This window comes from Mycobacterium sp., from assembly GCF_035506235.1.
GTDB lineage: Bacteria > Actinomycetota > Actinomycetes > Mycobacteriales > Mycobacteriaceae > Mycobacterium.
In genome coordinates, this window is record NZ_DATJPU010000090.1 from 1 (window position 1) to 25,721 (window position 25,721).

The 25,721-nt window shown below is 68.0% G+C and carries 26 protein-coding genes and 1 pseudogene; 9 read left to right on the top strand and 18 right to left on the bottom strand.

From position 1 onward, the window contains the following. Window positions 1-442 (top strand): HNH endonuclease signature motif containing protein (locus VMD50_RS08245; RefSeq protein ID WP_325426661.1); only part of this gene is annotated, 442 nt, incomplete at its 5' end. Between the two features lie 9 nt (window positions 443-451). Here VMD50_RS08245 and VMD50_RS08250 read toward each other — a convergent pair. The 5 genes from VMD50_RS08250 to VMD50_RS08270 all read right to left on the bottom strand — a co-directional run bounded on the left by VMD50_RS08250 (window position 452) and on the right by VMD50_RS08270 (window position 5,757). Continuing rightward, complete coding sequence (locus tag VMD50_RS08250) at window positions 452-1,567, bottom strand: M24 family metallopeptidase (protein WP_325426663.1); 1,116 nt, start codon at window positions 1,565-1,567, stop codon at window positions 452-454. Continuing rightward, window positions 1,557-2,801 (bottom strand): M24 family metallopeptidase, encoded by a 1,245-nt coding sequence (locus VMD50_RS08255; RefSeq protein WP_325426665.1) that lies wholly within the window; start codon window positions 2,799-2,801, stop codon window positions 1,557-1,559. Before VMD50_RS08255 ends, VMD50_RS08250 begins: the two co-directional genes overlap by 11 nt. A gap of 96 nt (window positions 2,802-2,897) precedes the next feature. Further along, entirely contained in the window at window positions 2,898-3,851 is a 954-nt protein-coding gene (locus VMD50_RS08260) for an SDR family oxidoreductase (RefSeq protein WP_325426667.1), read from the bottom strand. Beyond that, on the bottom strand, window positions 3,845-5,068 hold the full coding sequence (locus VMD50_RS08265) for a cytochrome P450 (protein ID WP_325426669.1): 1,224 nt from the start codon (window positions 5,066-5,068) through the stop codon (window positions 3,845-3,847). Before VMD50_RS08265 ends, VMD50_RS08260 begins: the two co-directional genes overlap by 7 nt. Then, window positions 5,065-5,757: a TetR/AcrR family transcriptional regulator gene (locus tag VMD50_RS08270; protein WP_325426671.1), complete on the bottom strand. Its 693-nt coding sequence runs from the start codon at window positions 5,755-5,757 to the stop codon at window positions 5,065-5,067. Before VMD50_RS08270 ends, VMD50_RS08265 begins: the two co-directional genes overlap by 4 nt. Before the next feature lie 139 nt (window positions 5,758-5,896). Between VMD50_RS08270 and VMD50_RS08275 the strand changes: the two genes are divergently transcribed. Continuing rightward, window positions 5,897-6,388: a nitroreductase family deazaflavin-dependent oxidoreductase gene (locus VMD50_RS08275; protein WP_325426673.1), complete on the top strand. Its 492-nt coding sequence runs from the start codon at window positions 5,897-5,899 to the stop codon at window positions 6,386-6,388. On the opposite strand, the gene VMD50_RS08280 is transcribed toward VMD50_RS08275, so the two are convergent. From VMD50_RS08280 to VMD50_RS08290, 3 genes are all read right to left on the bottom strand, one after another. After that, entirely contained in the window at window positions 6,378-6,917 is a 540-nt protein-coding gene (locus VMD50_RS08280) for a hypothetical protein (RefSeq protein ID WP_325426726.1), read from the bottom strand. The genes VMD50_RS08275 and VMD50_RS08280 overlap by 11 nt on opposite strands. Next, the gene (locus tag VMD50_RS08285) at window positions 6,917-8,065 is read right to left on the bottom strand and encodes a serine hydrolase domain-containing protein (RefSeq protein ID WP_325426674.1); all 1,149 of its coding nucleotides are present in this window, start codon (window positions 8,063-8,065) and stop codon (window positions 6,917-6,919) included. The genes VMD50_RS08280 and VMD50_RS08285 overlap by 1 nt, the downstream gene beginning before the upstream one ends. A gap of 87 nt (window positions 8,066-8,152) precedes the next feature. Beyond that, on the bottom strand, window positions 8,153-8,809 hold the full coding sequence (locus VMD50_RS08290) for a LysR family transcriptional regulator (protein WP_325426676.1): 657 nt from the start codon (window positions 8,807-8,809) through the stop codon (window positions 8,153-8,155). Between the two features lie 175 nt (window positions 8,810-8,984). Between VMD50_RS08290 and VMD50_RS08295 the strand changes: the two genes are divergently transcribed. After that, a complete protein-coding gene (locus VMD50_RS08295) occupies window positions 8,985-10,088 on the top strand; it encodes a sulfite oxidase (protein WP_325426678.1) in 1,104 nt (367 codons plus the stop codon). A 9-nt stretch (window positions 10,089-10,097) separates the two neighbouring features. Here VMD50_RS08295 and VMD50_RS08300 read toward each other — a convergent pair whose 3' ends face one another. From VMD50_RS08300 to VMD50_RS08310, 3 genes are all read right to left on the bottom strand, one after another. Continuing rightward, window positions 10,098-10,589, bottom strand: a complete 492-nt coding sequence (locus VMD50_RS08300) for a DUF2231 domain-containing protein (protein ID WP_325426680.1) — start codon at window positions 10,587-10,589, stop codon at window positions 10,098-10,100. 34 nt (window positions 10,590-10,623) lie between these two features. Beyond that, window positions 10,624-11,247, bottom strand: coding sequence for a hypothetical protein (locus VMD50_RS08305; protein WP_325426682.1), 624 nt, complete (start codon window positions 11,245-11,247; stop codon window positions 10,624-10,626). A 225-nt stretch (window positions 11,248-11,472) separates the two neighbouring features. Beyond that, window positions 11,473-12,282 carry a SigB/SigF/SigG family RNA polymerase sigma factor gene (locus tag VMD50_RS08310; RefSeq protein WP_325426684.1) on the bottom strand — a complete coding sequence of 270 codons (810 nt, stop codon included), beginning with the start codon at window positions 12,280-12,282 and terminating at the stop codon, window positions 11,473-11,475. Window positions 12,283-12,777: 495 nt separating this feature from the next. On the opposite strand from VMD50_RS08310, the gene VMD50_RS08315 reads away from it, so the two are divergent. The 5 genes and pseudogenes from VMD50_RS08315 to VMD50_RS08335 form a co-directional block, all read left to right on the top strand. Continuing rightward, window positions 12,778-13,665 (top strand): SDR family NAD(P)-dependent oxidoreductase, encoded by an 888-nt coding sequence (locus VMD50_RS08315; RefSeq protein WP_325426685.1) that lies wholly within the window; start codon window positions 12,778-12,780, stop codon window positions 13,663-13,665. 163 nt (window positions 13,666-13,828) lie between these two features. Next, window positions 13,829-15,013 carry an FAD-dependent oxidoreductase gene (locus tag VMD50_RS08320; protein ID WP_325426728.1) on the top strand — a complete coding sequence of 395 codons (1,185 nt, stop codon included), beginning with the start codon at window positions 13,829-13,831 and terminating at the stop codon, window positions 15,011-15,013. Window positions 15,014-15,069: 56 nt separating this feature from the next. Next, window positions 15,070-15,639 carry a DUF4389 domain-containing protein gene (locus VMD50_RS08325; RefSeq protein WP_325426730.1) on the top strand — a complete coding sequence of 190 codons (570 nt, stop codon included), beginning with the start codon at window positions 15,070-15,072 and terminating at the stop codon, window positions 15,637-15,639. Continuing rightward, window positions 15,636-16,265, top strand: coding sequence for a class I SAM-dependent methyltransferase (locus VMD50_RS08330; protein ID WP_325426687.1), 630 nt, complete (start codon window positions 15,636-15,638; stop codon window positions 16,263-16,265). Before VMD50_RS08325 ends, VMD50_RS08330 begins: the two co-directional genes overlap by 4 nt. A gap of 111 nt (window positions 16,266-16,376) precedes the next feature. Next, window positions 16,377-16,917: pseudogene (locus VMD50_RS08335) on the top strand (PPE family protein); the annotation flags it as partial. 343 nt (window positions 16,918-17,260) lie between these two features. Here VMD50_RS08335 and VMD50_RS08340 read toward each other — a convergent pair. Both VMD50_RS08340 and VMD50_RS08345 read right to left on the bottom strand, forming a co-directional pair. After that, the gene (locus VMD50_RS08340) at window positions 17,261-19,786 is read right to left on the bottom strand and encodes an ABC transporter permease (protein ID WP_325426689.1); all 2,526 of its coding nucleotides are present in this window, start codon (window positions 19,784-19,786) and stop codon (window positions 17,261-17,263) included. Continuing rightward, window positions 19,783-20,481: an ABC transporter ATP-binding protein gene (locus VMD50_RS08345; RefSeq protein WP_325426733.1), complete on the bottom strand. Its 699-nt coding sequence runs from the start codon at window positions 20,479-20,481 to the stop codon at window positions 19,783-19,785. The genes VMD50_RS08340 and VMD50_RS08345 overlap by 4 nt, the downstream gene beginning before the upstream one ends. Window positions 20,482-20,896: 415 nt before the next feature. On the opposite strand from VMD50_RS08345, the gene VMD50_RS08350 reads away from it, so the two are divergent. After that, on the top strand, window positions 20,897-22,297 hold the full coding sequence (locus tag VMD50_RS08350; RefSeq protein ID WP_325426691.1) for a WS/DGAT/MGAT family O-acyltransferase: 1,401 nt from the start codon (window positions 20,897-20,899) through the stop codon (window positions 22,295-22,297). 137 nt (window positions 22,298-22,434) lie between these two features. Here the strand turns inward: VMD50_RS08350 and VMD50_RS08355 are convergent, their stop codons facing one another. The 5 genes from VMD50_RS08355 to VMD50_RS08375 form a co-directional block, all read right to left on the bottom strand. Further along, window positions 22,435-22,899: a nuclear transport factor 2 family protein gene (locus VMD50_RS08355; RefSeq protein ID WP_325426693.1), complete on the bottom strand. Its 465-nt coding sequence runs from the start codon at window positions 22,897-22,899 to the stop codon at window positions 22,435-22,437. Between the two features lie 61 nt (window positions 22,900-22,960). Continuing rightward, the gene (locus VMD50_RS08360; RefSeq protein WP_325426735.1) at window positions 22,961-23,602 is read right to left on the bottom strand and encodes a cutinase family protein; all 642 of its coding nucleotides are present in this window, start codon (window positions 23,600-23,602) and stop codon (window positions 22,961-22,963) included. A gap of 157 nt (window positions 23,603-23,759) precedes the next feature. Further along, a complete protein-coding gene (locus VMD50_RS08365; protein WP_325426695.1) occupies window positions 23,760-24,188 on the bottom strand; it encodes a hypothetical protein in 429 nt (142 codons plus the stop codon). Window positions 24,189-24,354: 166 nt separating this feature from the next. Then, a complete protein-coding gene (locus VMD50_RS08370; protein WP_325426697.1) occupies window positions 24,355-25,026 on the bottom strand; it encodes a TetR/AcrR family transcriptional regulator in 672 nt (223 codons plus the stop codon). 96 nt (window positions 25,027-25,122) lie between these two features. Then, on the bottom strand, window positions 25,123-25,707 hold the full coding sequence (locus VMD50_RS08375; RefSeq protein ID WP_325426699.1) for a TetR/AcrR family transcriptional regulator: 585 nt from the start codon (window positions 25,705-25,707) through the stop codon (window positions 25,123-25,125). Window positions 25,708-25,721: the final 14 nt, after the last annotated feature.

The window sequence follows — 25,721 nt, forward strand, 5'->3', positions numbered from 1 at the left end:
GCTTCCGATGTCGGACCTGATTCGCATGGCCAGCCACGCTCACCACTACCTGGCGATCTTCGACCAGGGCAAACCCCTGGCGCTACATCACACCAAGCGCCTGGCCTCCCCCGCCCAGCGGATCATGTTGTACGCCAAGGACCGCGGCTGCACCAAACCCGGCTGCGACGCCCCGGCCTACCACAGCCAAGTCCACCACGTCCGGGGCTGGGCAACCACCCGCCGCACCGACATCAACGACCTCACCCTGGCCTGCGGTCCCGACAACCGACTCGCCGAAAACGGCTGGACCACCCGCACCAACGCCCAAGGCCAAACCGAATGGATACCCCCACCCCACCTCGACCACGGCCAACCCCGAACCAATGGATTTCACCACCCCGAACGATTCCTCGGCGAGGACGAAGACGAGGACGACGAAGACGTCGACGAACCCGATTGACCCGGGACATCAAACGGGTGACGGGCTGCTGGTCAGCGCGACGGCGCCCTCGTCGGTGATGTGCACGGTGTCACGGCGCAATACCGTGCCGATGCCCTCTTGCCACACGTAGCCGCTGATCGCCAGCACCATCCCGGCCTCGAGCCGGTCGAGTTCGGCTGCTGCGGGCAGCTTTTCGGACACGACGGGCGGGTCGAAACCGAGTCCCACGCCGTGCGCGACGGGCATGGGCGGCAGCGACTCGCCCGCGGCCGCATAGGCGGCGAGCAGCGCGGTCGTGGGTTCACCGGGACGACAGGCGGCGATCATCCTGTCGTACAGCGCATCTGAGCGGTCGAAGAGCGCGCGGGCCGAGCCGTTAGTCGTCTGTCCCGCGGGCCACGTCCTGGCCACCTCGGCGACATATCCGTCGGCCAGCGCGCCGACGGCCAACGCCACCAGGTCACCGGCCCGAAACTCGGTGTGGCAGCGTCGCCACGGGTGTTCCCGCGAGGTGACCCATGCGACGTCCTGGGTGGCCGGCGTGCTCACCCCGCCGGCGGCCATGGCCTCCAGCGCGGCCCCGGCCAGCGCCTGCTCGGACGCTCCCGGCTGCAACTCCGCCAGGGCGGCGGCCAGTCCCTTTTCCGCCACGCGGAGCGCAGGGCCCATCGCCGCGATCTCGTCGGGCGTCTTGATGCGGCGCGCCGCCCGCATGGCCGGCTCGCCGTCGACGAGGTCGGCGCCGGGGAAGGCCGCAGGCAGCAATGCCGCGAAAGTTGGTGTGATGGCGTCGGTTCCGACCCGTCGCGCCGTCGCCGCGCCGTCGATGTGCTTCAAAACCTCGATGAGTGTCATCGGGTTCCAGGCCAGCCCGTACAGGTGATCGCGACCGATCTCGTCGGGGACTCCCTCGTCATCGGTGCTGTTGAGGTAGATCTCGCCGGTGGCGCGCACCACGACGCACATGGGGGCGAACGGTCGCGTCCCCGCGATCCACAGCTGGGGGGCGCCGGTGACATAACGAATGTTGGCTTGCCGCCCCAGCACCAAGATGTCGAGGTCGTGCGCTTCCATTTGGGCCAGCGCCCGATCCCGACGCCCCGTCCGCAACGGCAGGGGGTCGGGCAAAACGTCAGTCGCCATAGGGGGAGTAGGGGTAGTCGGTGATCGGCGTGTAGCCGTCTTCGGTGATCACCACGATCTCCTCACTGCGGTAGCCGCCTGTGCCGTCCTCCCACACCACAGGTTCGAGCACCAGCACCATGCCGGGCGGAAAGACGAAGTTGTCGTCGAATTCCTCGCCGAGGTCCGTGCCGATCATCGGGGCCTCGGCGGGGTAGGTGCCGATGCCGTGACCCAGATAGAAGTGCGGCAGCCACGGCTTGCGTCCGCCGTTCGCGGCGATCGCCGCCCGCGCCAGATCACCCGACGTGACACCGGCTTTGGTCACGGCGAGCACTTCGTCGAGGATGGCTCGCCACTGACGGAACTGGTCCTGTTGCCGCGGCGACGGTCGGTCGCCGACCAGCCAGGTTCGACCGAAGTCCGAGCAGTATCCCGCGTAGCTGATGCTGATGTCGGTCCACAGCACGTCCCCGGCGGCCAGTTCGCGAGCGGTGGGGAGCAGGGGCAACGCCAGGTCACCGTGGGTCGTCCACACACCGGCCTCCCGCGAGCTGGGCATCACCTGCCAGATGGCCTCGAGCATGTTGGTGGTGGCGCCCAGCTCGAAGGCGCGCCGGACCAGCTTGGCCGAAAGGTCAAGCTGCCGTACCCCCGGTGCCAATGCCTCCTGCACGTCGGCCATGGCCCGCTCGGTGATGCGACAGGCGCGGCGAAGGCAGGAAACCTCGTCGCGCGTCTTGACCAACTGCGCCGCGCCGACCACGATCGCCGCATCCGACGGCGGGCCGGACGGAAACAGGGTGCCGCCCGCCCGCCGCATCGCGCCCGTGAGCTCGTCGACGGCCACGCTCGCGCCCCGAGGGATGAGGTCGGCCAGCTCTCGGGCGAAATCGCCGACGCCCTGGTCGAATTCGAGATAGACCGGCCCGTGCAGATGATCATCGCGCACCGGCGGCCCGGACGATTCGGGGAACCCTCCGCCACGAAACGGCATGAACAGGTGTGGGTGCTCGTCGTCGGCCAGCACGACGGCCACCGGGCGCTCGACGTGCGAGAGGCCCGCATCGAGCAGCGGCCAACTGGTCCCCGTCGCGTACCCGACGTAGCCGTTCATCAGCAGGATGAGCGCGTCGACACCGTGGTCGGCCATCGCGGCGCGGAGCCGTGCGCCGGTCTCGGCGCGCATGCGCACGAAGTCCGGCTCGTCGGGAATGTCGAAGACCGAGCCGCGGGCGGTGAGTGAATTCGTCATCTGAACCCCGTCTGCGGACCGCGGTGCCGCTTGGGCGCGCCGATCACGTCCTCGGGATACAGGTTGCGGGCTTGACCTGACATCATGGTCCCTTCATCACCCCGGCATGGGGTAGCTGACGCCGGTGAGTTGTTCGGACAGCTGCCACAGGCGCTGCGTGCCGGCCTCGCTGCGCGCCAAGTTGGGCACTCCGGCGAACGTTACTCCGCCCCCGGCGGTTTCGTAGAAGCCGCGCGGTCCGTAATACGCGCCGCCGCGGGCGTCCGGAGATGCCGCCGCATAAAGCGCAGGCTTGATGCCCTCCTCGACGTCGAGCCACATGAACGGCAGCAGCCGCCAGGTCAGCCGGGTCAACCGGGCCTGCAGCGTCGGTCTGTCGCGACCGTACGACGCGCCGCTGAGCAGGTTGGTCTTGCTCAACCCGGGGTGCGCCGCGTTGGACATCACCCCCCAGCCGCCGAGGCGGCTGCGCCGATCCAATTCGATCGCGAACATCAGTTGCGCCAGCTTGGCCATTCCGTAGGAGCGCATGGGTTTGTAGCCATGTTGCGCGTTGTGATCGCTGAAGTCGAGATTGCGCTGAGTTGCGGCGATGCTGCTGACGGTCACCACGCGCGCGGATTTCGCCGCGCGCAGCAGGGGCAGCAGGTGCCCCGTCAAGGCGAAGTGACCCAGATGATTTGTGCCGAACTGCAATTCGAAGCCGTCTCGGGTTTCCTGGCGCTGTGGCGGTGTCATGACGCCGGCGTTGTTGATCAAGACGTCGATCGGGCGGCCCTCTGCGGCCAGCTCCTCACCGAGCGCCGCCACGCTTTTCAGCGATGACAGGTCCAGATGCCTGATGGCCAGCTTGGCCGCCGGTGCCCCCCGGCGGATCTCGGCGATAGCGGTTTCGCCCTTGGTCCGGCAGCGAATCGCCAGGATGATGTCGGCGCCCGCGGCGGCCAGCCTTTTCGCCAGACCGAGCCCCAGACCGCTGTTGGCTCCGGTCACGAGCGCGAACCTGCCGGATAAATCCGGCACTTCGAGGGTCAGATCGGGCTTCACCATGTCACGGGGAGCTCGTAGACGCCGTATGCCAACGAATCGTGTTTGAACGGCAGGTCCTCGAGCGGGACCGCGAGCCGCAGCGTCGGCATGCGGCGCAGCAGGGTGGGCAGCACGATCTGCAGTTCCATCCGGGCCAGTTGCTGGCCCACGCATTGGTGGCGGCCGTAGCCGAAGCCGACGTGCGGGCCGTCCTCACGCCCCAGGTCCAGCCGGTCGGGGTTGGGGAATCGGCGGGAATCCCAATTCGCCGGCGCGACGTCGAGGATGATGCCCTCGCCGGCCCGGATGGTCTCCCCACCGACCTCGATGTCCTCGATGGCGATGCGGCGCTGACCGGTCTGGATGATGCTGAGATAGCGCATCAATTCCTCGACCGCGGTGGCGACGAACTTCGGGTCGTCGGCGTCGCGCAGCACCGCGCGCTGATCGGGATGCTCCAGCAGCGCGGCGACGCTCAGGCTGAGCATGTTCGCGGTGGTTTCGTGACCGGCGATCAGCACGCCGAGGGCCAGTTGGGTGGCCTCGCGCACGCTGAGCTCTTCGGCGTTGACCCGCTCGGCCAGATCGGACACCAAATCCTCTGACGGCTCTTGCATCTTGGCGCGAATCAGCTTGGCGATGTATCGCGCCAACGAGGCGGCGCCCTGAGCCGTGTCCTCCTCGGTCGCGTAGCGCCCGGTGCCCCGCTGGGCTTGCTCCTGGAAGAAATCCGCGTCCTCGTAGGGCACGCCCAGCAGTTGGCTGATGACCAGCGAGGGGACAGGCAGCGCGACGGTGCCGACGACGTCGCCGGGATTGGGGCCGGCCAACAGGGCGTCGATGCGATCGTCGGCGATCTTCTGCACCGCCGGCCGCAGCCCTTCGACGCGTTTGAAGGTGAACGGCTTCGACAGCATCCGGCGGAACCGGGTGTGCTCTTCGCCGTCGGAAGTGAACACCGAGCGTGGCCTCTTATGGACCGTCGCCAGCATCCCTTCGTTCCAGTGCGGATAACGTGGCAGGCGGTCATCGACGCTGGTGCGCGAGTCCGTGAACAACGCTCGTATCGCGTCGTAGCCGTGGATCAGCCACGGCGTGCTGCCGTCCCAGATCCGGACCCTGCTGAGCTGCTTGTCGGCGTTGAGCGCCAACACCTTTGGCGGCGGGGCGAACGGGCAAACGGGCGCCCGCGTCATCGGAAAGTCGGGAATCTCGGTGGCGGTCGAGATCTCGGTCATCGTCCTCCTCGGTTCTCCACTGCCGCGCCCACGTGGACCGGCGCACGCCACAGACCGACGATCGCGTCGATCAGTCCCTCGCCGGCAACCGGCCAGCTCGACCGCGACCGCGGCCCGTGCTCGGCCAGCGCGCCCTCGTGCTCGGCGCAGGTGTGCATCAGGAGGTTGCGGACCATCGCGATGCGCTCGAAACGCACTCGCTTGGGCAACTCGGGAAGGCAGCGGGTGATTCCGTCGATGGTCTGCACCAGCCGCGGCGACGTGAGCGCATCCTTGGTGACGACGTGACGATAGGTGGGGTCGGCCATCGCCTGAGCGGCAAACCGTGCGTACCAGCTGGGGGCGCCGAGGGCGGCCAGGTGGTCGGTGAGGGGGCGCACCAACGTGCCAACCCAGTCCCGTAGCTCGCTCGAATCGCCGACGTCGGCCAGCATTTGCGCGCGCAGCGCCTCGATCGGCTCCCGATGCTTGCTCTCGATCGCCCGGAGCAGGTCGGTCCTCGTTCCGAAGTGGTAGCAAGCCGCGGCGTTGTTCCCTTGCCCGGCGGCCTCGCTGATCTGCCGGTTGGACACCGCGTACATGCCACGCTCTGCGAACAGCACCTCCGCGGCCGCCAAGATCGCCTCTCTGGTGCCCGTCGACCTCTCGGAGCGTGGCATCCGCTCGGAGTTCATCGCCTCAGTGAACACCCCGCACCCAGTTAAATCAAACAATTTATTTAATCTGTCCGGCGGGCACCGGCGGGTCGCGTCGTCGGGTGGCCGCAACGGCGCCTTGCGTCAACCGCGTCGGGATGCCCGACCGGACCGCCCGGAATAGAGTACGGATGTGAATCCGCTGCAGCGGGTGGCGCGAAACCCGACCGCCTATCGCTGGCTGGTGCTGCGGGGGCGACCGGTCGCGGAAGGGGTAGAGGCGTTCCTCCGGTTCGCAAGCAAAGGACGCCTCGGTGTGCTGGACCTGACCGGCCTGCCCAATGTGCAGGTCACCACCTCGGGGCGCAAAACAGGCCTGGCCCGCACGGCCACCGTGCAGTGCGTGCCCGTCGCGGACGGGCTGATAGTCGTCGGCTCCAACTGGGGTCTTCCCCGCCACCCCGCCTGGTCGGCGAATCTCACAGCGACGGAACGGGTCACAGTTCGCCGACGCGGTCAGCGGTTCACCGCGACGGTGCGGTTGCTCACCGGGGCGCAGCGCGACAAGGCCTGGGCGAAGGTGGTGCAGGATTGGCCGAATTATCAGATCGCCCAGGACCGCGCCGGGCGGCGTCGCTTTCGCCTTTTCCTTCTCACGCCGGCGCCACAGGCGTTCAGCCGGTGAGCTCCCTCTTGATCGCCGCGTCCTGCTTGAGACCGACGTCGGTGACGAAGTCCACCGGCACCAGATCATCGGGCGGGCTGTCGAATTCCAGCTCCGCGAACGCGGCGGCCTCGGTGAACAGCAGGAGCGTGACTCCCTTGGAGCCGTCGGGTGAGGGCCCCGAGATCGTCGTGCCGCCGGCTCCGACGGCGATCGGCTCGGGTATGCCGTGGACGTAACCATCCCGTGTCGCCTTCGCCGACTCCAGCGCTCGGACAGCCGTGGCCGGATCCGGCAGGATCCGGATACTGTCGAAGATGACGTGCGTGCGGTCTTGGTCGCTGAACGTCGTCGCGGCGCCCGGCTGACCGTTCGGGTTGTTGATCGGCGGCGTGGCCGTGAAGCCCCGCGGCGCGTTGAGATCGCTCGCCCGGATCAACAACCCGGTGTAATCGGACGGCTGGGCGAGCGCTCTTGTCGACGTCCCCGTCAGCGTCGTGGCGAGCGCCGCGACCAGGGCCGGAAAAACCCGGGCGGCAACGCATGCCATCAAGCTGCCGATCCGAGCGCGTCGAAGATCAGCTTGCCGTAGGTCGCCATCCGGTCCGAGCCCAGAATCCCGGGGCCCATCTTGTTCATGACGTAGGCGACGGTGGTCCGGCGTTCGGGCCACATCAACACCATCGAGCCGCCCCATCCGCCCCAGAAGCAGATTCTCTCGTCGGGGACGTAGGACAGCGCTTCCTTCTGCGGAAGCCCGTATCCGAGGCCCCAGCGCAGCGGCGCGGGCAGGACGAGATCGACGCCGCTCGCGTGCTCGTCGAAGATCAGGTCGACGGTCTCGGGCTTGAGCAATTGAACTCCGTGGGCCTTGCCGCCCAACGAAATCGCCGAGAGGATCGCCGCCAGGGAACGGGCGTTGCCGTGGCCGTTGAGGGCGCCCATGTCGGCGTCGCGCCAGGCCGGCGTGTTCGCGGCATCGGCGTTGGGTGGGGGGCCACTGAAGGTTTTGCGCATCGGGCTGTCCTCGGGGAGCTGGTCGAGCGGCAGCTCGAGGGGAGGCGGCGGGATGATCTCGGCGATGCGTTCGTAATCGGCAGGCGCCGCGCCGATTTGGAAGTCGGCGCACAGCGGGCCGGCGATTTCGTCGCGGACGAACTCCTTGAGGGAATGACCGGTGACGCGCCGGATCACCTCGCCGATCAGGTGGCCCTGGTTGTGGGCGTGATACCCCGACGCGGTGCCCGGCTCCCACCACGGCGCCTGGGCCGCCAGGGCCGTGGTGGCCTTGTCCCAGTCATACATGTCCTCGGTGGCGAAGGGTAGATCCCACCCGGACACCCCGGAAGTATGCGACAGGATGTGGCGAATCTGGATGTCCTGCTTGCCATTTGCGGCGAATTCCGGCCAGTAAGCCGCCACCGGAGCGGTCGGTTCGACCAGGCCGCGGTCGATGACCATCAGGGCGGCGAGGCTGGTGACCGTCTTGGTGGAGGACCACACGTTGACGATGGTGTCCTCGGCCCACGGCGTAGTGCGTCCGGCGTCGGAGCAGCCGCCCCAGATGTCGACGACGGTTTCGCCGCCGACGTCGACGGCGATGCACGCGCCAACCTCTTCACCGGAGGTGATGTTGTCCGCCAGCGCCGCCCGGACCTTGTCGAAACGCGCGTCGCAGTGTCCGTGAATGACGTCCATCTGATCAGCTCCGTTTCGCTTTGGGCCCGGTGTGACGCGTCACAACGAACGGAACATATTGGACGATGCGGCGGCGGGGCAAGGGAGCTAACGGGGATCGTGGGCTGCGATGTGCGTAAGCAAGTCCCGGGCGACACCCGCGGGCGGTGTGCCTCCACCCACCCAGATGGCCCGCAGTTGGCGTCGCAGGTTCAACTCGGGGATTGCCACGGTCCGCAGCCGTCCGATCGCCAGGTCGTCGGCAACGGCCAGCCGGCTCATCACGGCGGGCCCGGCGCCCGCGACGACGGCCGCGCGCACCGCGGCGGCAGACGACAGTTCGAGGACCGGGTGCGCTTGCCGGGAGGAGTCGCCGAGGGCTTGGCGCAGGGCGGCGGTCAACGAGTCGCGCGTCCCGGATCCGGGTTCCCGGGTCACCAGCGGTGTTTGACTCAGTTCCGCCGCCGTTACCGGTCGCCGGCGCTGCGCCCACTTGTGGTCGGCGGGCACAATCAGCACAAGCTCCTCGTGCGCGACCACCCTGCTGCGCAACCCCTTTGGCAGGTAAGGGGTCTCGATGAACCCGAGATCGGCTTTCCCGTCGCGCACGGCGGTGATCTGGGCTTCGATGGAGGCCAGTCGCGCCGAAACCGCCTGCCGCGTCAGCCCGAATTCCCTGCCCGCCGCGGCGAGGCTGCCGGTCCGGGCGATGGCCAAGAAGATTTCGAACGCGAACAGGTCGGGTACGTGACTGCTTAGTGGCATGACAATCCCTTCCGGTACAAGGCAGTCTTTTGGGGCAGTCTTTTGGGGCAGTCTTTTGGGGACCCACAAGCAATGCTTGTGAGCCCACAAAACCCAGCCCTCCGGCCGTGGCCCGTCAACCGGGGAACGATTCGGTGATATCGCCGCCAGAGGAGGAAGCGTGACAATAGGCGCCATGACGCCGACCACGGCATCGTGGGGTAAGCGCGACGACATGATCGTGCGTGCCAACCAGCCCTACAACGCCGAACCGCCTCCCGCGGTGCTGGCCGACAGTGCCCTCACCCCGATCGACGCGTTCTACGCCCGCAATCATGGGAGCTTTCCCGACACCGCGCCGCAGGACTGGCAGCTGACAGTGAACGGGCAGGTGGAAAGGCCGCTCACCGTCACGTATGAGCAACTGACCACCGAGTTCGATCAACACGATGTGGTGGCGACGCTGGCATGCGCCGGCAACCGGCGCGCCGAGATGCTGCGGGTGCGGCCCATACCGGGGAAAGAACCCTGGGCGCACGGGGCGATCTCCACCGCGGAGTGGCGCGGTGCCCGGCTGACCGACGTCCTGGCGGCCGCGGGAGCGCAGCACTACGACGGGCTGCACGTCGCCTTCCAGGCATTGGACATCGCCGAGGAGGCGAAGCCCCTCCAGCCCTACGGCAGCTCCATCCCGCTGAGCAAGGCCATGTCGCCCGAAGTCCTGCTCGCGTGGCGGATGAATTCCGAACCCCTTCCGCGCACCCACGGCGGTCCGGTGCGGGTCGTGGTGCCCGGCTACATCGGTGCGCGCAGCGTCAAGTGGATCTCCGACATCACGGTGCAAAGCGGCCCTTCGGAGAATTACTTCCAGTCGCGCGACTACCGCATCCTGCCAGCGGACGCCGACCCCGAAGCCGTCGCCGCGGGGGAGGGCATTGCGCTCTCGTCCGTGGCGCTCAACTGCGACATCCTCGATCCCACCGACGACGACCGTGTGCCGCGGGGTCAGTTGACCATCCGGGGCTACGGGATCGCCGGCGACGGCCGCAGCGTCGAGCGAGTCGACGTGTCGCTCGATGAGGGCCTCACCTGGCGGCAAGCCGACCTGCACCCCGCGCCCGGTAAATGGTCGTGGCGGCCGTGGTCGCTGGTCGTCGACGTCGCGCCGGGACCGTTGCGCATCACCGCCCGCGCCTGGGACGAGACAGGTGCCGCGCAGCCGGAATGGGCGGCGTCGCTGTGGAATCCGCGGGGGTACGGCAACAACGCGTGGGCGCGCGTCGCGTTGAGCGTGATATGAGGCGGATCGCTAGGTGCCGTTCGACTTCTTGAGGCGGGCGATCTCGCCGCCCCACACCGATTGGGCGCCGGCATCACCGGTGCGGTAGATCTGGACCATCGACGAAACACTCACGGCGAGAACGATTATCGCGACGATGACCCGCGTGGCCACCCCGCGGTTGTCGGATCGTCGTTCGATGAAGCGCAGCGCAACCAGCCCGATTGCGACCACCAGCAGGGCGGCAGCGAAGTACACCATCGTGCTGCCGCGGTCGGCGTGTTCTTGCAGGATGGGAGCGGGCTTTTTCCTCAGGTCATAGAGCCATTGGCCGGCGTTGACGGTGATGGGCGTTATCACCATGGTGGCGGCGGCCATGACCAGCATGAGCCACAACAGCTGGCCCCGCCGGGCGGCCGGCCATAAGCCGCAGAGGATTTCGAGCAGCGCGGTCAGCGGCACGAGCACCACCACGAGATGCAGCCACAGGGCGTGCGCCGGCAGGCCGTTGACGACGTTCATAAATCCCCTCGGGTGATCGCGCCGGCCACGGGGCTCAGCCGCCGAGCCCCTTTTTTACGGCCGCGTCTTGTTTCTGGCCCACGTCGGTGACGAAGTCCTGCGGTGGGAGCGAGTCGACCGGGCCGTCGAACTCCAGCGTGACGAACGCCCTGCCCTCGGTGAACATCAGTATCAAGACGCCCTTGGAGTTGTCCGGCGAGTTCCCGGTCAGCGTCGTTCCGCCGGTTCCGACGTTGAACGGATCCGTTTTCGGGTTCTTGACGTTGCCGGCCTGTGCGCCCTTTGCCGCGTTCAGCGCATTCGTGGCGGCCGCCGGGTCCGGGAGCACCTGGATCGTGTCCTTGATGACGTGGCTGTTGTCGTCGGTCTTGAACGTGGTCGCGACGCCCGGCTGGCCGTTGGGGTTGTTCGTCGGCGGGCTGCCGGTGAATTGGATCGGGGCGTCGATGTCCGTCGCCTGGATCAACAGCGAGGTGTACTCGCCCGGTTGTGCCTGCGCCGAGGATTTCGCCGCCGAGCTGCTGGTATTCGTGGCCGGGCTGGACGAGCCCGACTGCGGCGTCTGTGACGTCGAGGGAGCCGGCTTGCTGCCGCAGCCAGCCACCGTCAGCGTCAGCGCCGCCGCGAGGCCCGCGATCACCGTCCGAGAAATCCTCATCACATCGCGCTCCTTCCACGCTGACTCCGGCGACACAGTCGACTCGTTTCCGAATCGCACAGTACATCGCCGGGGATCGCCGAAGGTGCCGCCGGGCCGGGCGGTGCGGAGGGCGGGTGTTGGATGGTGGCGACCCGCCGCGCCCGGCTACGCCGCGCTTGCGATCGCCACGAGACCGATGGTGGCGACCCGCAGCGCCCGGTCACGCCGCGCTTGCGATCGCCACTAGTCCAATTGGTCGCGCAGGCAGCGCAGCGTGTTGGCCAGGATGCGAGAGACTTGCATCTGCGACACGCCGATTCGCTCGGCGATCTGGCTTTGGGTCATCGATTCGAAGAACCGCATATGAAGCACCTGGCGTTCGCGCTCGGGGAGCGCGCCCACCAGGGCACGCACCGCCTCGCGGTTGGTGATGTGCTCGATTTGCGGATCGATGCCGCCCACGGCGTCGGCCACCAATCGCGATTTGCCCGAGCCGTCGGCGCCAAGGGGCGCGTCCAGAGAGTCGAGCCGATAGGCATCGCCCGCGACGAGGCATTCGACGATTTCCTCGCGTGGGACTTCGAGCACCTGGGAGAGCTCGCCGGCGGTGGGCGCGCGGCCCAGCTTTTGTGCTAAATCGCTTGTGGTTCTGCTGATTTGGACGTGCAGCTCGCGTAAACGCCGCGGCACACGCATGCCCCAGCTGTAGTCGCGGAAGTAACGCCGAACCTCGCCCATCATGGTGGGCACCGCGAAACCGATGAAGCTGGGTCCCTTGTCGGGGTCGAATCGGTTGATCGCATTCATCAGCCCCAGGCGGGCGACCTGTATCAGGTCGTCCAGACCTTCGCCGCGACGCGCGAAATGGCTGGCCACATGGTCCGCCAGGGGCAGGCATCGGGCGACGATGCGCTCGCGTTGCCGGCAGTACTCGTGGGATTCGCCCGGCAACTGGCGCAGCTCGATGAACATCTCGACAACGTCGTCGTATGAATCGTCCGTTTGCGTGTTGGCTGACCGAGTCGGGCGGGGTGGAGTCGCGACGTCGGTCATAAGCTGAATCGCGTCTTGCCGACGCAACTCGCGGTGAAAAGATTAGGGTACGAACAGGTTTGCATTCTGGCCCACTTCCTATGGGTCACGTGCGGCGAGGCATCGCAGCTATGCGCACAGTCGCCTCCGCCGCACTTCTATCCGCAGGACGAGTCGATGATCAGCACACGTTGCAACAACGGGAGGGGGTGACGGTGCTGGTATCGCCGGAGCCACGTCAAGCCCAACAGCCGTGCGGGCTGATTGACCGCTTTGAGCTAAACGGCGACATGTCCAGAACGGACTTCACCCATGACTATACGCCCCACGGCACGAGCCCGCGTTCTCTCACACAAAGCGGTACGAAGGCGGATTGTCGGGAATCGCGCGAAGTTCGCCGGCCACAGAGCCGCGAGGCCGTTGCCGCTGGCCGGCAGGCGTTTCTCATTCCTGTGCCATTCCTGTGCCGCGTGGGTACTGTTCGCCTCATGCCTGGGAACACCGCAGCTCACGCCAATGCGTAGCGCGAGCCCGCTGGCCGGCCGCGGTGTGGTGGTATCCGGCGGCAGCCGCGGTATCGGGCGCGCGGTCACCGAACTGCTGTGCAACCTCGGCGCCGGTGTCGTCGTCAACGGTCGCGACGCCGACGCCGTGGAGGAGACCGTCGCGGCGATCACGGACTCCGGCGGGCGCGTCAGCCCGGTCATCGGGGCCGCGGACGACGAACGCATAGCCGCCGCGCTCATCGACGAATGCGTGAGTTCCTACGGTCGGTTGGACGCCCTGGTCAATTGCGCCGGGATCGCCGAGCCGCCCGGTTCGTCGATCCTGAATGTATCGCCGGCGGAATTCGACCGCCTGATCGGCGCGCACCTCGGTACGGCGTTTCACACCTGCCGGGTCGCGGCCCGCGTCATGGCTGCCCAAGGGCACGGGGCGATCATCAACACCGGCTCGGTGGCCTTTCTCGGCGACTACGGCGGAACCGGCTACCCCGCGGGCAAAGGTGCCGTCAACGGACTCACGATGGCCATCGCGGCGGAACTGAAGCCCCATGGTGTCCGGGCCAACGTGGTGTGTCCCGGCGCGCGGACGCGGCTGTCCACCGGCGCGGAATACGAAAACCACATTGCCGGCCTCTACCATCGCGGGCTGCTCGACGAGGCGACGATGCGAGCCTCATTGGACAGCGCCCCGGCGGCGTTCGTGGCCCCGCTCTACGCCTATCTCGCCAGCGACTTGTCGCGCGACGTGACGGGCCAGATCTTCGTCGCCGCGGGCGGCTTCGTCGGCAGCTTCGATCGGCCGGCGCCGCGCGTGCTGGGGTACCGCGACCACCATGACGCCGAGCCGTGGTCGGTCGAGGACCTGCACAAGATGATCGGCTCGCCCGCACCCGCCTGACCCGCGCAGAAATAGCGCCCGATCCGGGCCGCCACGCGTGAACCGATCGGCGGCCGCTTACGTGTTCAATCGAGTGACGAGCGGCGGGGCCATCACGTCCAACTACGGGGGTCCGGAGCGGTTGGGGCGGGGTGCGACAGCGCCGCCGACGACCCCACTTCGGATCCTGGTCATCGGCGCCGGCGTGAGCGGCATTTCCGTTGCGCGGGGACTGCTGCGGGACGGCCATGACGTCACGGTCTTCGATCAGCGCAAGGACATCCGCCCGGGTGGCGGCGCCGTGACCATCTGGTCCAACGGCGAAGCGGTTCTGCGGCAGCTGGGCGCCAACATGGACGGGGCCGGCCAACTGCTTTCCGGCGTGCGCGTGGTGACGTCTCGGGGGCGCCGGCTCGCGACCCTGGACGTGACCGCGATGGTGAACCGGCTGGGCGCTCCCGTTCGGATGGTTCCGCGCCGCGTCCTGCTCGAACGGTTGTTGGAGGGCTTCCCGACCGATCGCATCCGGGGCCGTGCGCGTGCCGTGGGGGTCGTCGCTGCTCGCAGTGGTGCGGGAGTCGAATTCGAAGACGGCGCCGTGGCCCGGGGCGACGTGGTGATCGGTGCCGATGGTCTGCACTCGGTCCTCCGAGACGTGGTCGGCGCGCCTGCCGCCGAACCGACCGGTTGGTGCAGCTGGCAGGGACTCCTCGCCGTTCCCGAGCTCGCCGGCACGCGCGAGGCGACGATCGCCATCGGCGAGCAGGGAAACGCGGGCGTGTGGCCCGCGGGCGGTTCAGAGGTGCAGTGGTGGTTCGACTTGCCGTGGTCATACGACTTCGTCAGGCCGGAGAGCCCGCTCGACGTGATCCGGTCCAAGTTCACCGGCTGGTCTGACACCGTCGACCTCGTGCTGGGGAAACTGACCGACCAGGACCTGGTCGGTTCGCCGTATCCCCATTTTCGGCATCCCATTTCCCCCGCCCTGGCCCCTGGCCCGGTGACGTTGCTCGGCGACGCCGCCCACACCATGCCGCCCACCCTCGCCCAGGGAACCAACCAGGCGCTCCTCGACACCATGGTGTTGTGCAAGGCGCTTTCGGCGGCCCGCAACTCTCCAAACGGGATTTCGGACGCGCTGCGCCGGTATGAGAAGACTCGGCGCCGCCGTGTGGCGGCGGTGTCGCGGGTGGCATCGCTGCAGCTGGCCCACGGCGAGAACACCCTGAGGCCCGCGGCATTGATCTCGGACCGGCTACACACCTGGGTGCTGACAATGTTCCTGTACTGGACGAGTCATCGCCGGATGTCGGCGGCGATCGATCGAGACCCCGCTACCGCAACCCCTGTCGCCTCGAGCCGCCGGTGAACGCGCTCGATACCCCGGATCTGGCCACGGTGCGGAATCCCGACGGTCCCGTCCGGGTGCGCGCCGATCCCGACGCACCCTCGCGCTGGCGATGGCTCGTCAAGTGGTGCGTGCTGGCCGTTCCGCACTACCCGATACTGATACTTCTGTATGCGGTGTATCCGCTGCTGACGATCGCCGCCGGTGTCACGATCCTGTTCACCGGCCGCTATCCGCGCCCGCTGTTCGACTTCAACGTCGGCGTGCTGCGCTGGTCGTGGCGGGTGATGAATTACCGATTTCCGATGAACAGCACCGACAAGTACCCGCCGTTCGCGCTGGCGTCGCGGCCCGGTTATCCCGGTGACCTGGTGGTCGACTACCCGGGGCGACTGACCCCCTGGGCCGTGCTGGTGAAGTGGTGGCTGCTCGGGCTCCCGCAGATACTGCTGTGCTGGGCGATGGAGCCCCTGCTGCAGGTGCTTTGCGTGATCTCCGCGGCGTGGTTGCTGTGCACCGGATCCATCCACCCCGGCATGTTCGACCTCCTCATGGGAATCGTTCGATGGCGCTACCGGGTGGCGGTGTATGTATCGCTGATGTCCGACGAGTATCCCCCGTTCCGACTGGATCTAGGCGGTGGATGACGCGCGAAAACCCTCTGTTCCCCTACGTGTATCGGTTCGGCCAGCCGGTTTTCGACCGGCTCTTCTACGACCGGTATCGGCGCGCAGCGATCGCACACGCGACCGGCCGGCTACTGATGGTCGGCCTGGGGCCGGGCACCGACCTGAGGTTCGTGCCGCCGGCGGTGACGTCGGTCGCCGCCGTGGAGCCGGTGGCCGCGTTCCGGCGGATGGCGTCTCGTCTTGCCGACCGCCGTGGCATCGCCGTCGACATCGTCGACGGGACGGGCGAGTCAATCCCGTTCCCGGACAATGCTTTCGATTCTGTCCACATCGGGCTGGTGCTGTGCTCGGTCGACGATGTGGCGGCGACGCTGGGTGAGATCCGGCGGGTGCTCGTCCCCCGTGGCAGGTTGGTGGTCCTCGAGCACGTCCGCGGCGAGGGCGCCACGGGCCGGCTTCAGGACCTCGTTGCCGGGCCGTGGTCGTGGCTGGCCTCCGGCTGTCATCCGAACCGCCGCACCGTCGACGCCATCGCCGCGGCCGGCTTCGATACGTCCGAGCTGCGCCGCATCCGCACCCCGGTGCCGTTCCCGTGCAAGCCGCATCTTCAGGGTTTCGCCACCCGAACCGAGGGCAGCGCCTGAGCGCATTGAACTATCCGGGTGCCTATCTCGTGTAGGAAAGACACGTGGCGTGTCGTCGATGTTGACGCCGTCGGCACGTCGCCGCGGACCGTGACGGAATGGGCTGTGGTGATGAACTTTTCGGTGTTGGCGCCGGAGATCAACTCGGCGCGGATGTTCGCTGGTGCGGGTGCGGCCCCGATGTTGGGGGCGGCCGCCGCCTGGGACGCGCTGGCCTCCGAGTTGGGGTCCGCGGCGGCGTCGTTTTCCTCGGTCACGTCGGGCCTGACGGGTCAGGCGTGGCAGGGTCCGGCATCCGCGGCGATGGCGGCCGCGGCGGCCCCGTATGCGGGGTGGTTGAGCGCGGCGGCTAGCGGGGCGACGGGCGCTGCCGGACAGGCCCGGGTGGTGGCCGGCGCGTTCGAAGCCGCGCGGGCGGCGACGGTGCATCCGCTGCAGGTGGCGGCCAATCGAAATGGGTTGGTGCAGTTGGTGTTGTCGAATGTGCTCGGGCAGAACGCGCCGGCGATCGCGGCCGCCGAGGCCGAGTACGAGCAGATGTGGGCCCAGGACGTGGCCGCGATGGCCGGCTATCACGCCGGCGCCTCGGCCGCGGCCGCGCAGCTGCCGCAGTGGCAGCAGGCGGTGCATGGCTTGGCGGGCCGGCTCGCCGCGGCGCTGGGCCTCGGCCCGGTTACCAATCCCGTGCCCGGTGACCCCGACTTCATTAGCCAGACAAGTGGGTTCGGCGGGTTGGTGTCGAACATCTCTGTTGCCGACCCCGACGACAACAATTTCGTCGGGACAACCTTCGCCAGCCCGCTGTTCACGGCCGCGGTGACTTCGGGCGCCGAGCCCATGCTGGGCCTGGGGGCGCCCGGGCAGACGATATTGGCGTTCCGGAGCCCGGTTGCCCCGTTCTTGAATAGTTCGATAGCCCTTCCGGTTACGGACCCGCTGGCCCCGCTGTTCACCGCGCTCCTTCCGCTCGGCTTCTGAGCTTTCGGCGCGGATACCTATTCGACGCCCACGGCCTCGATGATGTTGAGGCGGGCCGAACGCCGGGCCGGCGGCAGCGAGCCGAGCAAACTGATCGCCAGGGCGCCGAGGCAGAAGCCAACCGCCGTCCAGCCCGGGCGGAACGCGACCTGAAAGTTCATCATGTCCCCGCTGACCAGGCTGAACAGCCACTGGTCCGCAAACCCGAACACCAGGCCCGTCACGCCGCCGATGACACCGATGCCCGTCGCCTCGGCCAGCACCATCTGCAACGTGAACCGGCGACTGGCGCCCATGGCCCGCAGCACACCGATTTCGCGGCGCCGTTCAAGCACGGAAAGGGTCAACGTGTTGAGCAGCGCCACCGCGGCCACGCACACGACGATGATCCATACGGCGTTCGCGATGAACATGCTCTGGCGCATCGGGGCCTGTAGGCCGGCCAGCTTGGTACGGCCGTCGTACACATAGTCTTGCGGGGGCACCACGCGGCGGACCTCCGCCCGTAGGCGATCGGCGTCCACGCCTGGGGCGGCGGCGATTTCGAGCGTGGTCGCCACCGGGCGGTCGAACCACGAGCGCAGTTGATCGAGGCCCATCCCGACCGTGCCGATGACGGTCGAGAAGTACGGAACGAGGGCCAGCACGGTTGCCTGCCGGGCGCCGTGCGGTGTCCGCATGCGCAATTGGTCGCCGACCCGGACGCGCAGGGTCGTGCCCAGATTCCGCGAGAGCACCACGCCGCGACCGGCGAGCACTTGGTCGCGAACCCGTTCGTCGAGCGCGCGGTACAGCGGGTCGGCGGTGCCCGGGGAAAAGCCGTCGAGCATGACGCGGGTGCCGCCGACCTCGGCGAAGCCGAGCGCGCCCTCGGTGACGCGCCGCACGCGCGGCAACGCCCCGACCTTCTCCGAAAGGCCTTGCGGCAGAGCGTCGGTGGGGTAGCCGTCGGGGGGGTTCGCGCTCACCCACACCGGGACCTCGGCGACCGGGGCGAAGATGCCCCGCGCGGACCGGATCATGTCGGCGTTGGTGCCGGTGATCGTGACGGTGGTGACCACGGCAATGAGCACCGTCATCACCGTCGCCCACACCCGTCGCGGCGCACGCTCGATGGTCGCGGCCGCGAGCGCCCCGACCGACCCGAACACTCGGGCCGCCGCGGCGGTGGTGTTGACGATCGGCCCGCTCAGCGCGAAGCCGAGCGCTATCTCGGCGGAGAACACCGCGGAGACCGCGACGAAGGCCGCCGCGCCCCGCTCGTTGAGCACCACTCCGATCGACACCCCGAAGACCGCGATGGCCGCAACCCCGCTGGTGATCCGCAGCCACCGCGGCACGCGGTCGGCGGCCGAAACCCCCACGGGTGCCAATGCCTCGATGGGTGCCACCTTGTACACCTGCCGCGCCGCCATCGCCGACGCCACCACGCTGGTCAGCGCCGTCACCGCGACCGCGGCTGGGATCGCGTAGCCGGGCAGCCAGTACTCGATGCGGGCTTCCAGCCCCTGGGTCATGGCCGGGGGCAGTCGGCCAATCGCACTGCGGCCCAACACTATTCCGATGGACGACCCGATGGCCCCCCCGATGATTCCGAGGATCGCCGCCTCGGCGAGCATGTCGCGGACGATGGTGGCCCGCCGGGCGCCGATCGCACGCAGCAACGAGATGACCGGGCGGCGCTGGGTGATCGCCATCGTCATCGCGGTGTAAATGAGGAACGCGCCAACCATCAACGCGACCATGGCGCCCATCAGCGCCATGTAGTTCATCAGCTTGACGCCGTCACCGGCGCGAGTGGCCCGCATGCCGGGGTCGGCCACGATGGCCCGGCCGTTGACCGCGCGGGTGACGGCGGCGCGCACCCGGGCCGGATCGGCGCCGGGTTTCGTGGTGATCAGTATCGAGTCGAGCCGGCCCTGCCGCCCGGTGATGTTCTGCGCCGGGGCAAGCGGGGCGAGGACATAGTGCCCGCCATTGAGGGCGGCGACCTGCTTGCCCGTGAGCACCTCACCGACGGTCACCGACGCCGAACCCAGTTGGAACGTCTCACCCTTGGCGCGACCGATCCCGGGCCCCACCCGGACGGCGTTGGCCGCGAGCTGCCCCGGGGGGTCGTTTTTCGCGCCATCCTTCAGGGCGTCTTTCAGGGCGTCTTTCAGGGCGCCGCCCAGCGCCCCGAGGCGGTCGTCGGCCCCGAACAGCAGGACCGGCCCCGACGACGTGGACGCCGTCGTCCGGATCATCGGCGCCGCGGTCGCGACGCCGGGAACGGCGGCCACGTCGGCGGTGATCGTGTCGGGAAACCCGGAGTCGGTGATGCCCGAGACCTCCAACGAGGCGACGCCCGCGATCCCGTCGGCGAGGCGATCGACCGATCCGGTGATCGAGCCGAAGATGCCGAAGACCGCAACCAGATACATGGCCGACACAGCCATCACGGCGATCGATGCGATCGTGCGTCGGCGGTGCACTGCGAGTTCACGGACGCTGAACAGGCGCAGCCGGCTCGCCGCGGCGCCGATCGCGGAGCCCGGTGTCACACCGGGACCGCCAACCGCTCATCGGAACTGATCCGGCCGTCCTGCAGCATGATCACCCGATCGGTCGCGTCCGCGGCCTCCGCATTGTGGGTCACCATCACCACCAGCCGGCCGCGGCCCGGCTCGTGCGCGACCTCGCCGAGCAGCGCAAGGATCGACGCTCCCGTCGCGGAGTCGAGGTTCCCGGTCGGTTCGTCGGCGAGGATCAGGGGTGGATCCATCATCAATGCGCGCGCCACTGCGACCCGCTGCATCTGGCCGCCCGACAGCTCGGCGGGCCTGTGCTCGGTCCGGTTGCCGAGCCCGACGCGGTCCAGCAGCTGGATCGCGTCCGGTTTGGCCCTGCCCAGCCGGACGCCGTCGAGCAGCTTCGGTACCGCGACGTTCTCCCAGGCCGACAGCGTCGGCAACAGGTTGAAGAACTGAAAGACGAAGCCCACCCGGCGATGGCGAAACGCCGACTGCTGCTCATCGCTGAGGCGGCCGATCTCGTCGCCGTCGAATTCGATCGACCCCGAATCGGGTGAGTCCAGTGCGCCAAGCAGATGCAGCAGGGTGCTCTTGCCCGCCCCCGACGGCCCGACGACCGACAGGATGTGTCCGCCCTCGAGATGCAGGCTGATCTCGTCGAGCGCACGCACGGATTGACCGCCGACACGGTACTCGCGCACCACGTCGCGAAGCTCGATGGTCAGCAGGCTGTGCCCCGATGTAGTGCAGGTGTCGATCCGTCTGAACATGACCCTCCCGCGCGTCCGGCTCATCAGCGCACGGATTGCCCCCGCACAGACCGTGCTCCAAGGCGCTGGTATGGGGATAACGAGGCCGCGCCGCGACCGGTTCACTCGCATGGCCTCCGGGGCGGCGGCGGCCGGGAAAGATGTTTAACTTTCCCGGCGTTCGGGGAAATCCGTCGGTCTCCAACCAGGCGCGAACCGCACCCGGGGGAGTTATTGCGTCCCGTTTCGGAGCGGGGCCGGCGATACCACGCCGCGGTCACCAACATTTAACGCGTAAAGATTTGTTAAGCAGTGGATCTCCTCATTTCCGCTACCTAAACTCTGTGGGGTTAGGCGGGGATTTAGAGGTCACCAGTCGAGCGGGGCGACTATGGAACGACTAAGCGGACTTGATGCATTCTTCCTTTATTTGGAGACTCCGACGCAGCCATTGAACGTGTGTTGCATTTTGGAGTTGGACACGTCGACGATGCCGGGCGGCTACAGCTACGGCCGCTTTCGTGCCGCAGTGGCCAAACGCGTGGCCGCGATGCCGGAATTTCGGATGAAGCTCGCCGATACGCAGCTGAACCTGGATCACCCGGTGTGGGTCGATGATGACGACTTCCGGCTGCGGCGCCACCTGCGCCGCATCGGGGTGCCGGCCCCCGGAGGCCGCCGCGAACTGGCCGACATCTGTGGCTACATCGCGGGGCTTCCGCTGGATCGCGATCACCCGCTGTGGGAGATGTGGGTGCTTGAAGGCGGTGCCCGCGCGGGCGTGGTGGCGGTGATGCTCAAGGTCCACCACGCCGTGGTCGACGGGGTGGCCGGCGCAAACCTGCTCGCCCAGCTATGCACCCTGGAGCCCGACGCGCCGCCGCCGCAGCCGGCGTGCGGCGCGGGTCGCGGTAATTCGCTGCAGATTGCCGCGAGCGGACTGATGGGTTTCGCATTGCGGCCGTTTCGGCTTGCTACCGTCGTGCCGGCGACAATGCTGACGTTGGCGCGGACGGTTCTTCGCGCGCGGGACGGCCGCACCATGGCCGCGCCGTTTACCGCGCCGCCCACCCCCTTCAACGGCGCCGTCAGCCGGCACCGCAACATCGCCTACACCCAGCTGGACATGCGCGACGTCAAGAGGGTCAAGGACCGGTTCGGGGTGACCGTCAACGACGTGGTGGTGACGCTATGCGCGGGGGTGCTGCGGCGGTTCCTGCTCGAGCGCGGCGAGCTGCCCGACCACCCGCTGGTGGCGACCGTGCCGGTGTCCGTGCACGACAAGTGCCACCGGCCCGGCCGCAACCAGACGACGTGGATGTTTTGCCGGGTGGAAAGCCAAATCGGCGATCCGGCCGAACGCATCCGCGCCACCGCGGCGGGTAATTCCGCCGCGAAAGACCACACCGCGGCGATCGGTCCGACGCTGCTGCACGACTGGACCCAGTTCGGCGGACCCACCATGTTCGGCGCGGCCATGCGGATCCTGCCGCACATTCCGATATCGCACAGCCCCGCGTACAACCTGATCCTGTCGAACGTGCCCGGCCCGCAGACCCAGTTGTATTTCCTGGGCTGCCACGTCGGCAGCATGTATCCCATGGGCCCGATCATCGGGAGCGCGGGTCTCAACATCACCGTCATGTCGCTCAACGGGGATCTCGGCATCGGCGTCATCGCCTGTCCCGACCTGGTGCCGGATTTGTGGGGCATCGCCGACGCGTTCCCCGATGCGCTCAAGGAGCTGCTGGAATGCAACGAAGATCAGCTGGTAGATAGCTCGCCGCGATAGTCATCGCTCGGCCAGCTGGTGACCGGTTACGGTCCCACGGCCATTCCCGACATCGACGCGGCCCTCGAAGTTCTCAGAGCCGGGGCCGGCCCCCGCTTCTGACTGTCACGCCGGATCACGCCGTAGCGCAGCGCTTTTCACTCGCCGCTGTCGGACTTCTGATCGAGCGCCACCACCCACCGGCTGAACCGCCAGGCGCCGTCCCCCTTGGCCGCGGTGAACTCGTAACGTCCGGTCAGGTCGGGGGTGGGCGGGCCGCCGTCTTTGATGGCGAACACCTGGACATAGCAGTGCCCGGTGGCCTTGCGGTCGCTTTGGCCGGAGAACCAGAACGAATTCAGCGCGTGGCGGCGTTGGTTGTTTTCCGCTTTGAAACCCGCCTTCCTGACCGCGAGCAGGCTCATGACCGTGTCGATATCGGCCGACAGCGGGCGGCCCTCGTGCAGCAGGACGAGCTCCGGTGAGTCGGTGAATAACGCCCGAAAGTCATCGAGCCGGTTCTCGTCGTAGGTGTAGGCGTACGCGCCGAACAGGTTGATGATGGCCAGCCTGTCGGCGACATCGAAGGCTGTGCTCCCGACATGCCCCACGTTCATCGCCATCGACCTCCTCGGTCACCATCACCGAACGTGTTCACCTGGATGGTCCCACGTCCGGGCGGTTCTACAGGCGACTCGCGGCGAAATCCGCCGCCTGATCCACCATCCCGGCGTCGACGTATTGCCGGTGCGCGGCCGGGAATCCCGAGCCCGAGCAGACCGGATCGTTGGGGACGCACAGGTCGATCGTCTTGGGCGCATACAAGGGGCCGACCGTGACCGGCGGCTCGTTGATGATGCTCATGAACTGGCTCGACGGCTTGCCGAAGAGGGCGACCGCGGCCACATGGCTGGCGACGTCGGGAGGCATTGGCTGGGGCGGTTGCGCCAGGTTTGCGCCGTCCGGCACCTTGTTCGCGGTGACGAAACCCATCACGGCCGCGCCCTGGGAATATCCGCCCAGCACCATTTTGGTCCGGGGACAGCTCGCCGCCATGGACTCGACGTGGTGGCCGGCGTCGGTGATGCCGTCGATGGCGGTGGGGAAGTCCGTGGTGGCCGGGTAGTTGACCGGATACACACCCAGCGATCTGTCGCCCACGCGGGAGCGCAGCGTGTCGACGAAATGCTGGCCGATGCCGCCGACGCCGGGAGGCTCGCTGGTGCCCCGGGCGAACACCACCTCGACGTCGGGGCACGGCTCCGCCGACGCCGACGGAACGGGCGCGATCGCCGACACCCAAATCGGCGCCGCCGCAGCACAAATGAGGTTGGGGAGGGGAGGCAACTTCACGCCGAAATTTTGGCACAAGGCGTCAGCTGATGCTCGGCGAGCATCCCGGCCCCGACGCGACCTGCGCTCCGGCAGGGGCCAAGCCCAGCTCACGGCCATGACGGCGGCTCCGCCGCCCCGGTCGGTCGACTTATTTCCCGGTGCCCGAACCGGCAGGCAGATCCGCGTGCCGCCCACGCACCAACGAACTGGCCGAACGCAGCACGCCGCGAAACGCGTAGGCGGCCGCCACCACCGACAGCAGGATCAACAGGACGAACATCGGCAACCAGTTGCCCCGGCTGTGATCGACTTCCCACCAGATGATGGTGAACAACACCACGCAGAGCAAAAGCACCACGTCGCGCCAATTGCCCCGGTACGACAGCGCCGCCTTGCGTACCGCGCGATTCCGGTCGGCGACGTCGACCAGGTCATCGATGCGGTCATCGATGGTGCGCTGCAGCTCCGCGCGTCTGCCGGTGGCCTCCGCCGGGAGACGGTCCAGCAGTTCCATGTCCTGTTTGATCAGCGCTCGATAGTCCGGGCCCCTGAATTGCCCGGCCGCAACGGCCAGCATCAGGCCACCGAATACAGGCGCACTGTTCAGCGCGATTTGTCCCAAACCCACCACGTCCGTCCTCCATCGGTCAGCTATCCGTCGTGGTCAACGCCGGTTCGTTGAGAATCGCCGAACTCGCGGAACGGATCAACCGCTCGGTTGCAGCGACCGGCGGGCGCAGTCGTCAGGACGCTTTCGACGGGCGCCCCCGAGCCGGCGTGGCGGGTGGGCCCCCGAGCGCGTCCATCGCGCGCACCAGCTGCGGGTAGGCGATCGCGGGCCCGATCCAGCGGGTGAGATACCGCCGGAGATCGTCGCCGCCGCGGGGCGGACGGCCCGGGTCCGCGAGGAACGAGTGCAGCACCCGCAGGCAGAACTCGTTCAGTTCGTCCAAGGCCGCCTCATCGAAACCGTACTGCTCCCAATCGATGTCGTAGCGATGCAGCATCGAGCGTCCGAACGCCAACGCGGTATCCGAGATGATGGAGGCGGCCCGGTCGCCGCGGTGGCGGCGATCCAGGACGAATTCGACCTGATTGTCCGACGCCAATTGTTCGATGGCGAACGCCATCCCCTCGGTCATCGCAACGACCGGGTCGGTCACACCGTGGAGATGGCTCGCCAACCGATCGAGGAAGCCGTCCGCGGACCGCATCGCGGCTGCCACCAGCAACGCCTGGGTGCCGGGGAAGTACCGGTAGACCGTCTGCCGGGTCACGCCGAGGGCCCGCGCCACGTCGGCGATCCGCGTCGTCGGGCCGCGTTCGTCGATGATCTTGTCGGCGGCGTCCAGGATGCGCTCGATCGCCTCCTCGTCGGAGGCGGGCGTGTTCCCTGCCCAACCGTGGCTGCGCATGCTTATCCGGTCGTCCCCATCGCTGGATCATAACGTCTATCGGGCGCCGCACGGGTGGGAAGGCCGTCGAAGCGGATTCCGTTGAGCGGCAACTCTTTACGCGTTGGCCGCGGCCAGGATGAGAGTGACCGCCTCGTCGAGCTGCCCGGCGATCTCCTGGTAGCTGACGAACCGTGCCGTCATCAGCGCGCCGGCGAACGTCATCTGCAGGGCCGATTTCACCGCGCGCGGCCACCCGGGACCCAACGCGGCCCCGATCCGCCTCGACACCTCTGCCCCGATCTCCTCGCGCAGCGGCTTGACCGCTGGATCGTCGGCCATCAGCGCGGCGCCGCAGGCGGTCATCAGCTCGGGCTCGTCCGCGACCATCAGCGCCATGTCGCGCAACGTCGCGCTGACCCGGGCCGGGGTGGTGTCCTGGACGTCGGTGTGCAGCGGCAGGTCGCGCAGAAAGCGGAGATATACCGCGGCCACCAGCGCGCTCTTCGACGGAAAGTAGGTGTACGCGCTGGCCGGGGACACCCCGGCGCGGGTTGCGACCGCGCGCATCGTCAGGTTCGCGTACGACGATTCGCGCAGTTCCTCCAGCCCGGCGTCGAGGACCTTGCGGATCGTCTGCGCGGGGCGACGGTCGGAGCGGCGGGGTGTGCTGGTGGCCGGAGAAACCGCTTCCCTAGACACCGGTCCAGTGTAGA